At 64.9% G+C, this 13,871-nt stretch carries 12 protein-coding genes; 2 read left to right on the top strand and 10 right to left on the bottom strand.

The window, feature by feature from the left end; translation table 11 throughout:
- Positions 1 to 4: 4 nt before the first annotated feature.
- Complete coding sequence (locus tag ACXX81_RS13600; RefSeq protein ID WP_231421637.1) at positions 5 to 637, top strand: glutathione S-transferase N-terminal domain-containing protein; 633 nt, start codon at positions 5 to 7, stop codon at positions 635 to 637.
- A 164-nt stretch (positions 638 to 801) separates the two neighbouring features.
- Positions 802 to 1,371 carry a DUF4174 domain-containing protein gene (locus tag ACXX81_RS13595; protein ID WP_209980837.1) on the top strand — a complete coding sequence of 190 codons (570 nt, stop codon included), beginning with the start codon at positions 802 to 804 and terminating at the stop codon, positions 1,369 to 1,371.
- A gap of 45 nt (positions 1,372 to 1,416) precedes the next feature.
- Here ACXX81_RS13595 and ACXX81_RS13590 read toward each other — a convergent pair whose 3' ends face one another.
- The 10 genes from ACXX81_RS13590 to ACXX81_RS13545 are packed head-to-tail and all read right to left on the bottom strand — an operon-like array spanning position 1,417 to position 13,870.
- Positions 1,417 to 2,454: an acyltransferase family protein gene (locus tag ACXX81_RS13590; protein WP_209980839.1), complete on the bottom strand. Its 1,038-nt coding sequence runs from the start codon at positions 2,452 to 2,454 to the stop codon at positions 1,417 to 1,419.
- A gap of 22 nt (positions 2,455 to 2,476) precedes the next feature.
- Complete coding sequence (locus ACXX81_RS13585; protein ID WP_458571871.1) at positions 2,477 to 3,886, bottom strand: lipid II flippase MurJ; 1,410 nt, start codon at positions 3,884 to 3,886, stop codon at positions 2,477 to 2,479.
- Complete coding sequence (locus ACXX81_RS13580) at positions 3,886 to 5,322, bottom strand: O-antigen ligase family protein (protein WP_209980844.1); 1,437 nt, start codon at positions 5,320 to 5,322, stop codon at positions 3,886 to 3,888. The genes ACXX81_RS13585 and ACXX81_RS13580 overlap by 1 nt, the downstream gene beginning before the upstream one ends.
- Positions 5,319 to 6,422 carry a glycosyltransferase family 4 protein gene (locus ACXX81_RS13575; protein ID WP_458571870.1) on the bottom strand — a complete coding sequence of 368 codons (1,104 nt, stop codon included), beginning with the start codon at positions 6,420 to 6,422 and terminating at the stop codon, positions 5,319 to 5,321. The genes ACXX81_RS13580 and ACXX81_RS13575 overlap by 4 nt, the downstream gene beginning before the upstream one ends.
- Entirely contained in the window at positions 6,413 to 7,630 is a 1,218-nt protein-coding gene (locus tag ACXX81_RS13570) for a glycosyltransferase family 4 protein (RefSeq protein ID WP_209980848.1), read from the bottom strand. The genes ACXX81_RS13575 and ACXX81_RS13570 overlap by 10 nt, the downstream gene beginning before the upstream one ends.
- Positions 7,631 to 7,638: 8 nt before the next feature.
- Positions 7,639 to 8,967, bottom strand: a complete 1,329-nt coding sequence (locus ACXX81_RS13565; protein WP_209980850.1) for a GH39 family glycosyl hydrolase — start codon at positions 8,965 to 8,967, stop codon at positions 7,639 to 7,641.
- Entirely contained in the window at positions 8,957 to 10,147 is a 1,191-nt protein-coding gene (locus tag ACXX81_RS13560) for a glycosyltransferase (RefSeq protein ID WP_322213234.1), read from the bottom strand. Before ACXX81_RS13560 ends, ACXX81_RS13565 begins: the two co-directional genes overlap by 11 nt.
- Positions 10,147 to 12,138, bottom strand: a complete 1,992-nt coding sequence (locus ACXX81_RS13555; protein WP_209980855.1) for a GumC family protein — start codon at positions 12,136 to 12,138, stop codon at positions 10,147 to 10,149. The genes ACXX81_RS13560 and ACXX81_RS13555 overlap by 1 nt, the downstream gene beginning before the upstream one ends.
- 14 nt (positions 12,139 to 12,152) lie before the next feature.
- Positions 12,153 to 12,929, bottom strand: a complete 777-nt coding sequence (locus ACXX81_RS13550) for a polysaccharide biosynthesis/export family protein (RefSeq protein ID WP_057009108.1) — start codon at positions 12,927 to 12,929, stop codon at positions 12,153 to 12,155.
- 29 nt (positions 12,930 to 12,958) lie between these two features.
- A complete protein-coding gene (locus ACXX81_RS13545) occupies positions 12,959 to 13,870 on the bottom strand; it encodes a glycosyltransferase family 2 protein (RefSeq protein WP_322213236.1) in 912 nt (303 codons plus the stop codon).
- Position 13,871 lies beyond the last annotated feature (1 nt).

Raw genomic sequence — 13,871 nt, 5'->3', positions numbered from 1 at the left:
CACCATGTATACGCTCTACGGCACCGACGAATCCGGCTCGTGCATGATCGAGATTGCCCTGCAACGTTGCGCCGTGCCGTGGCACCGCGTGGACGCCAGTTCCTGGCATGAGGGCGAGGGCAGTGAAGCGCTTGCGCGAATCAATCCGCTCAAACAGATCCCTACCCTGGTCACACCCGATGGGCAGGTCCTCACCGAAAGCGCGGCCATCCTGATCCACCTCGGCCTGGAGTTTCCCGACGCCGGCCTGCTGGCCGGCAATCGCGGGCAAATTCTGCGTGGCCTGCTGTACATCGCTGCCAATTGCTATTCGGCCATTGGCATCATCGACTACCCGCAACGCTGGCTGGGCGACGTCGATCAGGCGCTGCAGGCGCAACTGGTCACCGGCACACGACGCTACCTGCACCAGGCCTGGGTGGTGTTTGCCGATCAGTTTGCCGAACAGTTGTTCGCGCCCAACCATGCGCCGAACGCTTTGGGCATCATGGCGGCGGCGGTGTCACGCTGGGACGGCGCGCGGGGAGCGTTGAGCGCATTGGCCCCGGGCTTTGCCCACACCCTGGCGCAGGTGGATGCCGACCCGATAGTGGCCCCGGTATTCGCCCGGCATTGGCCACACTGGAATGGCCTCTGAGGTTCGTGCAATCAGAAGAAACAATCACTGCCCAACCGGCCTGATCCCTTGCGCGGCGCGCGTCCTGACCTACGCTTTCAGAACCCGGCGTAGGAATCATCCTTGAAATTGACGGTCGCACACATGAAACTCAAGAACCTGCACGCAATTCAAAGGAGGTGCGCATGCTCATCCGGTCGCTGACCCTGGCTACCTTGATGGCTTTTACGGGGCCGCTGTTGGCCGCGGATGATATCAACCCGCTCAAGCAGGACATGGGCAAGGCCCGTCCGCTGGTGGTGGTGGAGCTCGATTCCGGTAACGCCACATTGTCCACGCTGCAGAAGCAGCTGGACGAGCCTGCCAACAAGCAGTCGTTCGAAGAGCGCAACATGGTGTTCTACACCGTCAAGTTCGGCAGTATCGGCGCCGAAGGGGAAAAGTTCGCCAAGGAGGCCAAGGACAACAAAAAGCTCACGCCGCCTGAAACCAATGCGCTGATCCGTGCCCTCAAGCTGGGCGCCGGCAGCGGCACCAAGGTGATCCTGATCGGCAAGGACGGCGAGAAGAAGCTCGAGAAGACCGTGCCTCCGGATACCCTCGACCTCAAGGAGTTCTTCAGCACCATCGACCAGATGCCCATGGCCGAGAAAGAGGCCGCCGCCGCCGCAGAAGCTGCGCCAGCCGAACCTGCCCCCGCCAAGGGCAAACCCGGCAAGCCCGGCGCCAAAGCCCCCCAACAACTCGACGACTAACCCACCACCCCCGTGGGAGCGGGCTTGCCCGCTGCCACAGCCGCCTCAGCGTTGCTTCGCCACCGGAAACGGGAAATAGAAAAAACGCAGAACCGCCACCCGCTTGATCACCTCCCCGATCAGCAATGGCCCCACCACCGCCACCACCAAACCCACACCCGCCGCCAGGAACGGATGCAGCCCCAGGCGTTGCATCAGGTCGAAGGTCTTGTGCTGAATCTCCCCGTGAAAAATCAGCAGGATCAGCGTTGACTGACCGATGTAGGTCATCGCCCGCGTCACCAGCGCCGAGACCGTCAACACCTTCGCCAACGCCCAGCACGCATACATGCCAATCACCGCCAGCAGGCTGGTCCACAACCAGTGGTCATAACGCCGTTGCGCCAGGTCCATGGTGTCCCAGGTCAAGTCGAACAACACGGCGAACACCACCACCGCGATCAACAGCGTCAGCCAACTGCCAGGGTGCGTGCGCAGCCAGTCGCGCAGCAGGTAGCCGGCGATGAAGCAGGCGCTGCTGATCAGCGTGATATCCAGGCTGAACGGCAGCCCCGGCAGTACCCAGGTGTGCTCGCCGAGCGTCACCGGCCATTGCCAGAACAGCGGCAACATCCAGATCCCGAGCAGCAATTGCACGGCAAGCAGCAGGGCACTGGCCCACGGCGCAAGCTTCAGCCGCAGGATCAGGCGCAGCATCACCCAACTGAACAGGATCGCCACCCACATGTGCGGCAGAAACCACATGGCCTGCCACGGAATGGTGTCCACCGAGGCATAGAACACGCCGCCAATGTCCGGCAGCAAGGGTTGGTCGCGCAGCAGCGCACGCAGGCTGACATACAGCAGCAGGGTGAAAAAAAACGGCTTGAGCAGGCCGTCGGCCTTGCGCACGGCCATCTCCACAAACGGCTGTTCCGGCTTGAAAAATACCCCGGATAAAAAGAAGAACAGCGGTATGACGAACGACGCCAGTATCGGGTACATCAGGTCCCGTGAGTTCGCCACGAACCAGCTGTGAGCGAACACGATCACCAGGATGCCGATGCCTTTGGCGATATCCATTTGAATCCAACGATGTTTCATGGGCGTCTTCCCGATCGATCATTCATGCCTTGCGCCACGGCTTGAGCCACAGCCCCATGCCCAGCAACACCAAGGCCCCGGCCAGGGTGCTGAGCCCCAGTTGCAGCCACACGCCGTCAATTCGAAACAGCAGCAACCCCGCCAGCAGCATCAGTGCTGCGCTCAGCAGCCAGTGCCTGGCCCAGGGCAGGGCGCCAAGCAGCGCCTGACGCTGCATCAACAACAACGCCGTGCAGATCACCCCGGCCAGCGCGGCCAAGGGAATACCGGCCAGGCCGAACATGAAAGGCAGGGCGCCCAGCAGCAGCACATTGACCAGGCTGCCGAGCAGTTCGCAGCGCAGGGGCTGGCGTGTGTCACCGGCCGCATAGGCATAACGCGCCAGCAGTGCGTTCCACGCGCCGAACACCAGTGGCACTGCGAACCATGCCAGCAGCAGCGGTAACGGCGAGTCCGCCGACTGCCTGGGCAACAGCAGCGCCACCAGGCTCGGTGCCGCCGCCACCAGGCCGACCCCGGCGGGCAGGGTCAGCATGCTCGCGGTGTCCAGACCGCGTTTGAGCAGGGCCAGCCGCGCATCGCCCTGGCGGCGGCTCATCATGCCCAGCAGCACCTGATTGAGGCTCATCAGCGCAATCAGCGGCAGGTTCATCAGCTTGCGCGCCAGGTTCACCCAGGTCACCGCGCCTTCGCCCAGCAGCGACGCCACCAGCCGTTCGATCAACGCCAGGCCCTGGCTCGCACCGTTGCTCAGCAACAAGGGGCCGATGCGTTGGCCCAGCTCCCGCAACGGCGCCGCCGACCACTGCCAGCGCCACGGTCGCCAACCCTGGCGCCAGATCGACGGCAACAGCGCCAGCGGCATCAGCAGGCTGCCGGCCAGGCACGCCAGGGCCAGCGTGTGCGGCGCGGTCGCGGTTCCGGCCAGGGCAAGGTAGGTCACCGGCGGCAGGTTGAACAGTAACGAGCCCAGCCCCGCCAACACAAACCGCTCACCGGCCTGCAAAGGAATGCTGAACAGTGCGTGCAGCATCAGGCCCGGCACGCACCAGGCGACCACCTGCAGATTGCCGGCGGCGAGTGCCGTGGCGCTGTCCGCCAACCCCGGCCCCAGCAGTTGCACCAGCCACGGCGCCAACAGCGTCAGCAGCAGGCTGGTGACCAATGCAATCGCCATCAGGGCCGGGAACAGCACGGTCAGCCAGCCCAGGCGCTCGGCATCCTTGCGCTGCAGATACAGTGGCAACGCCGCGGCACTCAGCACACCGCCGGCCAACGACATGCGCAGCGCCTCGGGCAAAAACAGCGCGATCAGGAAGGCGTCACTGCGCTCGCCCGCGCCCCAGGCCGCCACCAGCAGCCATTCACGCGCAAACCCCAGGCACAGGCCCAACAGGGTCGCCAGCGTCAGCCAGGCGGCGGAGCCAAGCATCAGGGACGTGCGCCATCAGTTAGCGGTTTGCGATGGGCCACGCGCTTGACCTGCGGCACGCGCGCCGCAAACAGGCGGCGTGCTTCCAGCACATTGAGCCCCACCATCAGCCAGAACAGCGCCACCATCACCACCGCAAAACTGAAGTAGTGGTCGAACAACCCGCTGACCAGCGCCGCGAGGATCCCGGCAGTGCTGCCGAGCCACAGCGCATTGTCCTTGGTCAGGCGGATCGGGCCGCGTTCCGGGCGCGCCTCGCGCCACCAGCGCACGGTCACGGCGACGAACAGCAGCATGCCGACAATGCCGGTCTTGTAGATGAAATTCAGCCACAGGTTGGAGATCCCCAGAAACGGCGTGCCCGGTACCGGCGGGTCGACCTTGAAGCCGATGCCGAACGGATAGGCCGCCACCGCCTGGGGAAACATGCGGTACTCGTCGAAACGGATTTCGGTACTGGCGTTGTCCGACGAAAATATCGTCGCCAGCCGCTCCTGCAATGGTGGATACGCCAGCACCAGCGCCACGGTCAGCGCCGCGCCGATCATCAGCAGGCGCCCGGTGTACGGCACGCGGCGCGTGGCCATCCACATCAGCACCAGCGCCAGGCTGACCATCGCACCACGGCTGCTGGCCAGCAGCAGCGCCGCCGCGCCGAGGCACGCCACGCCCAGACCCAGTGCGCGTTTCCAGCCGCGCTCGGTCATGCCGAAGCAGAACGCCAGGGGCAGCAGCAGCGCCATGATCCCGCCGATGGCGTTCGGGTGCATCCACGGCGAGCCCATGCGCGAAGACATCGCTTCCAGGCCGAATTTGAGCATGTCGAAGTTGCCGTAATTGAGCAGCGCCAGGATCGGCGCAATGCCCGCCCCGGAACGCGTGCGCACGAACACCGCAATCGACATCACCAGCATTGCCAGCGTGCCCAGCAGCAGGGCGACCACCAGCGACTCGCGCTGTTTGGGTTCCACCAGCAGTTTGGCGCACAGAAACACCGCCGACAGGCTCAGCAACCAGCGCAGCCAGTTGGCCACGCCGCTGGTTTCGACATTGACGACGATCACCTGGCCGACAATGAACGGGAACACGCTGAACAGCATCAGCCACAGCAGCATCTGGTCGGTGGGCCGGCGCCACAGGCTGGGCGCCGCCGGCAGGCGCGAGAGAAACGTCTGCCACAGCACCGCGCCCCAGGTCAGCGCGAGGATCGCCTCGCTGACCGTGCTGCGAATCCCCAGGTTGATGGTGGAATACGGCATAAACGTCGCGAGCATGGCGAACAGCAACAAGCCCCACAGCGGAAAGCGCAGGATAGTCACCGCCGCCGCCAGCCCAACCACGCCAAGCAACGCCTTGGCCGGTGACAGCGCCAGTGCCATCACGCCGAACAGCAGGCCGAAGAGGATCGCGACAGGGGCGCCCAGGGAGTCTCTCATTGCAATTCCTCGATCAGTTGCGCCAGGCGCAGGCGATAGGCCTGATGGTTGAAGCGCTGCGCCCACTGCCGGCGTTGCTCGGGCGACTCTTCGTCAGGCTGCTCGCCCAGGTTCACCATCAGTTGCACCAGCGCCGGCCCGTCGGTGGGCGAAAAACGCGGCGCCGAGGGGGGGGTGATTTCATCCAGCGACGTACCGCTGGCCACGGCCACCGGCGTGCCGACGCTCAGCGCCTCGATCACCGGCAAACCGAAGCCTTCGGCATACGACGGCTGCCACAGGCGCGCGGCGCGGCGGTACAGCGCGTGCAGCTCGGCATCCGACACGCCGCTCAAGGCGCGAATCCCCGCCACGCTGCGCTGGGCTTGCGGCAGATGATCGAGGCTGCCCACCAGCACCAGTTCCGGCACGGCAGGGGACAGCCGACGGGCCTCCTGCCAGGCCTGCACCAGAAACGGCACGTTCTTTCGCAATTCGCGAGTGCCCACCAGCAGCCAGTAGCGCTCGGGTATTTGCCGCGCAGTGAGGTCCGCCGCCAGTTCGACAAAGCTGTCCACCTGGTTGGGCAGTACGCGAACCTTGCCCGCCGCTCTGGGAAACAGGCGCACGGTTTCATCGGCGCTGTACTGCGACGGCGTCCACACGCGGTCGGCGCTGTGCACCGCGTAGGCAATCGACAGGCGATCGCTGGTCTTGTAGATCAACGCCTTCAGGCGGTTGGCGTGGTAATTGTCCAGAGTGATCTGGAACAGGTCATGCAGCAGCACCACAGTGCGCAATCCCTTGGGTTTGGGTGGCAACGGCAGGCCCATGTTGAAGGTGCTGATGTACAAATCGATATGCTGCTCGCGCAACGCCCGTGGCAAAAAACCGGCTTCGAAGCGCAGGCGATTGTGCGGCTGGTGCATCGCGGTTTTCGCGCAGCCCCAGGCCGGGCAGTGCGCCTGCAGCCGCGTTTCGTCCCCCAGCGGCGCCACGGTAAAGCGCTCGAGCGCAACGCCCGGCAAGGTGTGCAAGGCGCTTTCCAGCGCATACACCTGGCGGCTGATGCCCGATTGCGGCGAGGTGCCGACGGTGCGGTAATCAAGGCCTACACGCATGCGGGTTCCTTTTCGGTGAGCGGTGAAAGGCTGGCGTACACGCGCTCCAGCTGGCTGGCGGCGACACTCCAGTCATGGGCGCGGCGCACGTAGGCGCGGCCGGCTTCGCCCATGGGCGTGGCGGCGTCGGGAAACTGCAGCAGGCGCACCACGGCGTCGGCCAGTCCGGTGGCGCTCTGGGCGCCGAGGTAGTCCAGGCCTTCCACCAGGTCCAGGCCGGACACGCCCTGTTCGGTGCTCGCCAGCGGCAGGCCGGCCGCCAGCGCTTCGAGCACCTTGAGCTTGGAGCCGCCCCCGTGGCGCAACGGCGCCAGAAACACCGAGCAGCTCGATTGCAGGCTCAGCAGATCGGGCACGAACCCCTGCCACTCGATACGCGGGTCCGGCCAGCGCGTGCGCCAACTGTCGGGCATGCCGAAGCCGCACACACTCATGCGCGCCTGCGGGCAGCGCTCCCAGACCTTGGGCAGGATCTCATCCAGCGCCCACTCGATGGCGTCCACATTCGGCGCGTATTCGTAGTTGCCCAAAAACAGCACGCGGCGGCTGGTCGGGTCCGGGCGGGCGCCGGCGAAGTGGTCGCAGTCCACCCCGTTGACCACCACCGGCACCGGCTTGCCGGCGATCTTTGCCAACGTTTGCGCATCGCTGTCGGTGACCGCCACCACCTGCGTCGCCTGGCGCATCACCCGGTGTTCCCAGCGGCCGTAGCGCCACTGATCGTAGCGAATAAACGGCAGCGCCCAGTTCGGCAGGCGATCGTAAGTGGCGGCGCCGAGGGCCGATTCGACGTTGTGTTCGGTCAGCACGAAAGGCTGGGCGGTGCGCGCCAGTGCGTCTTCGTAAGGTTGGAAGCTGTAGGTGTGCTCGATCTGCACCACGTCCCAGTGCTCGTTGAGCAGTTGGTTGAAGCGCGCCTGTAAGGGCGCGGACAGGCCATTCACGCTGGCCAGCAGCGGGTAGGGCGCAAACAGCCCGGCCACCAGGGTCTTCAGGCTGCGCAGTGGACGGCGCGGCAGCACGATCAGGTGGTCGAGAAAGGTCTCCAGCACCTGACGGTCGGCGAGCGACACCGGGTGCTTGTCATGCAGCAACAGGGTGATCCGGTGCCCGCGCGCCGCGAGGCTGCGCAGCAGGTGGAACTGGCGCGTCTTGCCGCCGCTGGTGGCCGGCCAGGGCGAGTAGGGCAGGATCCATAAAATGCGCATGGCTGGCTTCAATCCCATAGCAGAATTTGCAGGTTCGATTTGACCGGCACGGTCAAGCCGCCGGTGCCGCTGACCGGGGTTTGCGTGCCGCGCAGCGGGTCGTACAGCGTCGCGCTGGCAAGGCCCGGCAAATGCGCGTTGCCGCCCTGGGCCGCCCAGAAAAACCACAACTTGCGCCCATCGGCGCGGGTCCAGCCGATACTGAACAGGCCGTCGGGCAATTGGTCGGCGCTGGGTGGGTCGCCGGGGGTGAGGCTCGGCCCGCTTACGTCGAGAAAGTACTTCAAGGCGGTGTAGACAGGTTTGGGGTTGGCGTCGATATCAAGCAGGCCGTAGGACTGGTCGCGCACGCTGGCGCGCTGGTCGAGGTCGCTCAAGGTGAACAGGAACGTGCGGTCGTAATCCAGCGCGCTCATCAGCGCCAGGCGCCGCACCACGTAATCGGCCTGGCCTTGCAGCGAGATGATGTCCTGGGCGTCCTTGGGGCCGGTGTAGGTGGACCAGCCCCACTCGGTGGTCCACAGCGTTTGCACGCCGCCTGCGCGCAAGGCCTGGTTGAGCGCGGTGGTTTTGGCGATGAAATCCAGGTTGGCCGGGTCGTTGCCCTCGGGCAGTTGGGTGTAGGGGTGGTAGGCAATCACCGTGTTGAGGCTGGCAATACCCAGCGCGCCCAGGGCGTCGAACATGGTCTGGCCGTTGGGCATCTCACTGAAGAACGCCATGCCGGCGGCCACCACCGGTTTGTCCGGGCGCATGGCGCGCAGCGCCGCGGCGGTGGTGGTCAGCAGCGTGGCGTAACCCGCCGGGTCGGCCACCGGGCGCCAGAAGCCGAGCAGGTTCGGCTCGTTCCACACCTGCCAGGCGTCCACGCTGGGGTAACGCTCGGCCAGCAGCGCCATGCGGTTGGCAAACACGTGCGGGTCTTTGGGCGGGTATTGGTCCTGATAAGGCGCGCCCACCGGCGCGGTGGTGGCGAAGGGCGCCGAACCGACCAGGTAGAACACCGACTTGAGCTGGTTGTCCTGCAGCTTCTTCACCAATTGGTCGAGGGTTGCGACCTGGTATTGGCCCTGCACCGGCTCCAGTTGATCCCAATGCAGATCCAGGCGCACCCACTCCAGGCCCAGCGCCTTGAGACGGTCGATCTGCTTCTGGTAGCGCTCGGGGCTGAACCACAGGAACTGCGCGTTAACGCCCAGAAAGTCCTTCCACACCAGCACCTTGCTGCCCTTGAGCACATGGCTCTCGGCGTCGGCCTGGCGCCCCCAGAGCACAGCGCCCAGGCCCAGCGCCGCGACCAGCACAAGCGTCAAAAAGTACGTGCCCTTACGCACCATGGGGACCTCCCACAATTGCCTGCTTGAAAAGTTGCCTGAACTGCTGCGCGGTCAACGGCCACAAACGTTCGCGCCCGATTTCCCCGGCGCGCTCGGCCCAGTCCCGCGCCAGCGTCGGTGTACGGGCCAGACGCAGCAGTTGCGCACTCAGGGCGGCCACATCGCCCTGAGGATAGATCGCGCCATTGCCGCTGGCGACTTCTTCAGCGAACGCCCGCGCATCCGAAGTGATCGCCCCACGCCCGCACGCCGCCGCCCATGACAACGCACCGCTGGTGCCACGCTGGCGCCCCAGCAGGCCGAGTTTTTTCGACTCGCGGTAGGGCAGCACCATCACATGATGGGCCTGGATCGTCGCGGCAATCTCATCCGCCGGCAGGTTCAGCCGCCAGTCGATGGCGTCGGCCAGGTCGAGGTCGGCGATCTGGCTGTGCAACTGGTCGAGGTAATTGCCCCCCGCGCCGAACGCCATTTCCGCAGCCGTGCCACCGGCCAATGTCAGCCGTACGCGGCCACGCAACTCGGGCGCTTGCCTGAACACGTCGGCCAGGGCCTGCAACAGGTCCTCGATGCCTTTGCCTCGGTAGATAAACCCGAAATACAGCAGGCGCAGCGTGTCCAGCGATGGCAACGGCGTTGGTGCGATCGCCAGGTTGGCGTGGTTGATCACCGCGACTTTGCCGGCCGCCAGGCGCATGCGCTGGCTCAGGCATTCGGCTCCCAGGCGCGTCAGGGTGATCAACCGGGTCAAACCGGCGGCGACCTGGCGCTCTTCGCGCAACGTCAGCGGGTCGGCCAACACCACCGCCGCCTGCGGCAACGGGCTGGGCAATCGCTCCATCAGTTGCAGGGGAAACGGCAGGCGTTCGCGGCGCCACACCATACGCTCCGGGTCGTGCACGGTGGCGGTCAGCGGCAGGGCAGGGTATGCCTTGTGCAGCTCGCGCAGGGCCAGAAATTCCCCCAGTCGTCCGCCGCCCAGCTCGCCGTGGACCAGGTCCACGCTGTGCCAGTCGAACGTGCCGATGGCCCGCTTGATCGCCGCACTCGATCCCTCGACGCCGCTCAACGGTGTCAGCACCGTCACACCCAACTGTTCCAGCGCCAGCTTGAAATGGTTCGCGTAATCGGCGATGCCGTTTTTCTCGGGTGGCAAGGGAGCCAGCAGGGCAATGCGCATCAGAACACCCCCCGGTACTTGGCAATGGTCTTGAGCACTTTGGCCGGTACCTCGAACCTTCGTCGGTTGATAATGATGCCGTCCACCTTGCCGAAGGCCGTATTGAGGATCGACAGCGCATGTTCCACCACCGGTACCGTGCTTTTCTGGGCCTCCACCACCAACGCAATCAGATCGGCCCGCCTGAGGCTGACAAAGGCGTCGCGGTTATCCAAAAGCGCTGAGGCATCGAGCAGCACCACTTCTCCCGGCGAGGCCGTCCGCGCACCTCCGACGCGGACCTTGATGCCATTTTCCTGAAGTAGTTGTCGTAGTTGCCCCACCACAAAACTTACCCCTTCGCCGTGGCGCGCCGAGGTCAGGCCGAGGGTCATGCCTTGTTCGGTTATTCGTTCAGGCTCGAGCAAACCGTAGAGTCGATAGATGCTGGCATTGAACGCGTTGGTGCTCTGCGCGGTGCTGGTGTCCAGCTCCGGCAGGGTGGTCCACAGTGGCAGGCCGAACTTGCGTTCCACCAGACCGCCGTCATGGATGCGCTGATCGAGCAGGTAGCACAGGTACACCACCAGCAGGCCGACGACGATGGCGAACGGGATCGCCAGCGTCAGCATCACCAGGGTTTTCGGGAAGATGCGCCCCGGGTTCAGGGTGGCTTCTTCGATCACCGCGATGTTGCTGATCTGGCTGTTGTCCAGTTCACGGTCGATGCGCGATTTTTCCAGGTTGTCCACATACAGCGCGTAGTTGCGCTCGGTGGCGCTCAGCTCGCGGGACAGGCGCGTCAACTCCGGTTCGATCTCCAGCGCCTGCTTGCGCTGGGCTTCCAGGTTGACCAGTTGTTTCTGCTGCTGAACCAGTTGGGTGCGCAGCGCCAGGTTGTTGCTGGACTCGTCCAGCAGCACCCGTTGCAGGTGGATTTCCAGGGTGTTCGGCGCGCGGTTTTCCGAGCTTTGCACGGTGTTGCTTTCAGCTGCCACCTGCACCTGCATGGCACGGATCGACGCATCCAGGGCTTTGACCGGCGGCGCGTTATCGGTGTAGGTGCGCATCATGTCGGCGCGTTCCAGCAGCTTCTGGTTGAGCAGGCGGCGCAGATCCTGTTGCTGCGGATTCAGCGCAATCTGGCGCACCGTGGTCACTTCCTTGGGCTGGCTCTTGAGCTGGGTGCGGGTGCTCTCGATGGCGCTGTCGGAGGACGCGATCAGGCGGGTGGTGTTGAAGGTTTCGCCGCGCAGCACGTTGATGCGCTCGGACAGATCTTCCAGGCGATCGGTGATGCTGGCCGCGCCGATTTCGTTCAGGTGCGTGAGGATCTGCTCCTTGTAGCTCTTGATCTCGGTGGCGCTGTTGGACACCTGGCCCTCATAGAACGCGTAGAGGCTTTTGCGCCCCAGCGCCTGGGTGCGCTCGTTTATGTAGATTTCGACCCAGCTTTTGACCACGGCCTGGGCGATCTGCGGGTCTCCCCACTTGAAGCTGATGTCCATCACCGTGGAGCCGGCGGCGTGGCTGACTTCGAAGCTTTGTTCCAGCCCTGCGGCCAGGCGTTCGACCGGGGTGGTTTTTTCAATGACACCCAGGGATTCCAGCACCACGCGCACGCCATCGGAGATCGCCCCGGTCGCATTTTTGACATGGTATTTGCCCAGCTTCCAGACGCCTTCCGGCGGCGGCTGGTTGGCCAGCACTTCCAGGTAACGCTCGGCAACCGCGCGCACAATCGGGCGCCCGGTCAGCAGGCGCTCTTCGTCGACAATCGGGTCGCGCTGGGTGCTGGGCATCACCAGCGCCTGACGGTTGCTGATCTCGATGGGCAGCGTCGAATCACGCCCCGGTTTCACCAGCAGGCGCGCGGTGGATTCGTACTTGGCCGGCAGCAGGAACGCCCCCAGCAGGATAATGACCAGCGCAGCGATGGCCGCCAGCTTGAACTCGTGGCGGAAGATGAAAAACAGGCGCAGAAGATCACGAAAAGAACGGATCTCGATCATGGGATGTCGCTCCTTTAGTTGGTGCCGCCGCTGGTTCGGGAATAGTTGTAGCCAACCCCGATGGACTTGGTGAACGGAATCAGCTGGTTCAAGTAGGTGTCCACTCCCTGGATACGCTCGCCTACGTTGGATTTGGGCACGAACACCACGTCGCCGCGTTGCAGTCGCACCGGTTTGCGGCCGACGGGGCCGGTCTTGAGGTATTGGCTGAAGTCCAGGAAGTAGGCGCGGTAGGTGCCCTCGGCATCTTCGCGCAGCAACGCAACCATGCTTGCGTTGCCCGCCGGGTTCACGCCGCCGGCGCCGACAATCGCCTGCTCCAGCGTGTTGGCGATACCGATCTGCACCGACGTCGGGTTATTCACCGCGCCGCCGACGATCACCGAGTTGCTCGGTGCCTGGTTGATATTCACCGTCACCCGCGGTTCGCGGTACACCGGTGCCAGTTTGTTGCTCAACTCGGCCGCCAGCTCCGAGGGCTGGCGCCCGGCGACCTGCAGTGGCCCCAGGAACGGGTAGTTGATCTTGCCGTCGGTTTGCACCGTGTACAGCGTCAGCTCGTAGATGGTGCTGACGTTGAACGCCGACAATGTCGGCATCTCCCCGGCATCGCGCACGATACGCAACTGGTCGCCGACGCGGATGCGTTCCACCGCCGGTGGCAATTGGGCCAACTGGTCGAGGGCGCGCTTGCCTTCCTCCACCGCCTGGTCATCCGGCGCGACAATGCGGGCCGGCGTGTTGCACCCGGCCAGGGCGAGCAACGCTACAACAAGCAAGATTCGTTTCATCATAGGTGACTTCCTGTAGTTCATGATGCTCACTTCCAATAGCCGGGGAACATGCTGATACGGCGCTTGAGCGCGACGGGGAGGCGGCGCTCCAGATGGCCCAGGCGATAGCCGAGCAACTTGAAGGCACTGCGCACCAGCACTTCGGGGACGCGGTGCAGTGCACCGGCCTTGCGCAGTGCCGCCAGCTCCGCCAGCACGTAGCGTTTACCTTCACCGCCGGCATCGCCAAAGGCCTGGCGGATCCACGGTTCGCGACCGTAAAACACGCCAATGTCGAAGTAGCGGTGAAATTCATCCATGACACGGTAATCGTGGGAGTGGTACACCCGCGCCGAGGCGGCGTAGCGCACCTTGTAGCCGTCGAGCAGCATCCGCGCGGCCACGTAGGCGTCTTCGCTGCCGATCACATCGGCGGGGAAGCCACCCACGGCTTGCAGTGCGCTGCGCCGGTACACCGAAAACGAATCGGAACTGAAGCAGGTCTTGATCCCCAGTTGCGGGGCGTCGGCCAGGCTTTTGCTGCGGCTCTGGGCCGGGTAGTTGAAATGCCGCGACTGCGCGCCGAGCACGCCGGCGTCCGGATGCGGCAATTGGCGCCCGTAGGCCACGCCGTTGAGCGGGTCCTGCTGCAGTTCATCGAGCAGGTTGGCGAACGTCTCGGGGTCGGCAGGAATCGCGTCCTGGGTCATCACGATCAGCGCATCGCCGCTCACCTGTTCGCTGGCCCAGCGCCGCGTGCCGCCGTGGTTGAAATCGCGGGCGTCGATCACCTCGACCTGGGCGCCGAACTCGCGAAAGCGGGCCACCGTGTCGTCGCTGGAGGCGCTGTCCACCACCAGCATCTCGTCCGGTTGCCTGGTTTGCATCTGCAGCGCAGGCAACAGCCGCGCCAGGTGGCCGGCGGCGTTGCGGGTCGGGATGATCAGCGAGGTGCGCATG

It is taken from the genome of Pseudomonas sp. GNP013 (genome assembly GCF_054343995.1).
This window is presented reverse-complemented; position numbering and strand designations above follow the sequence as displayed.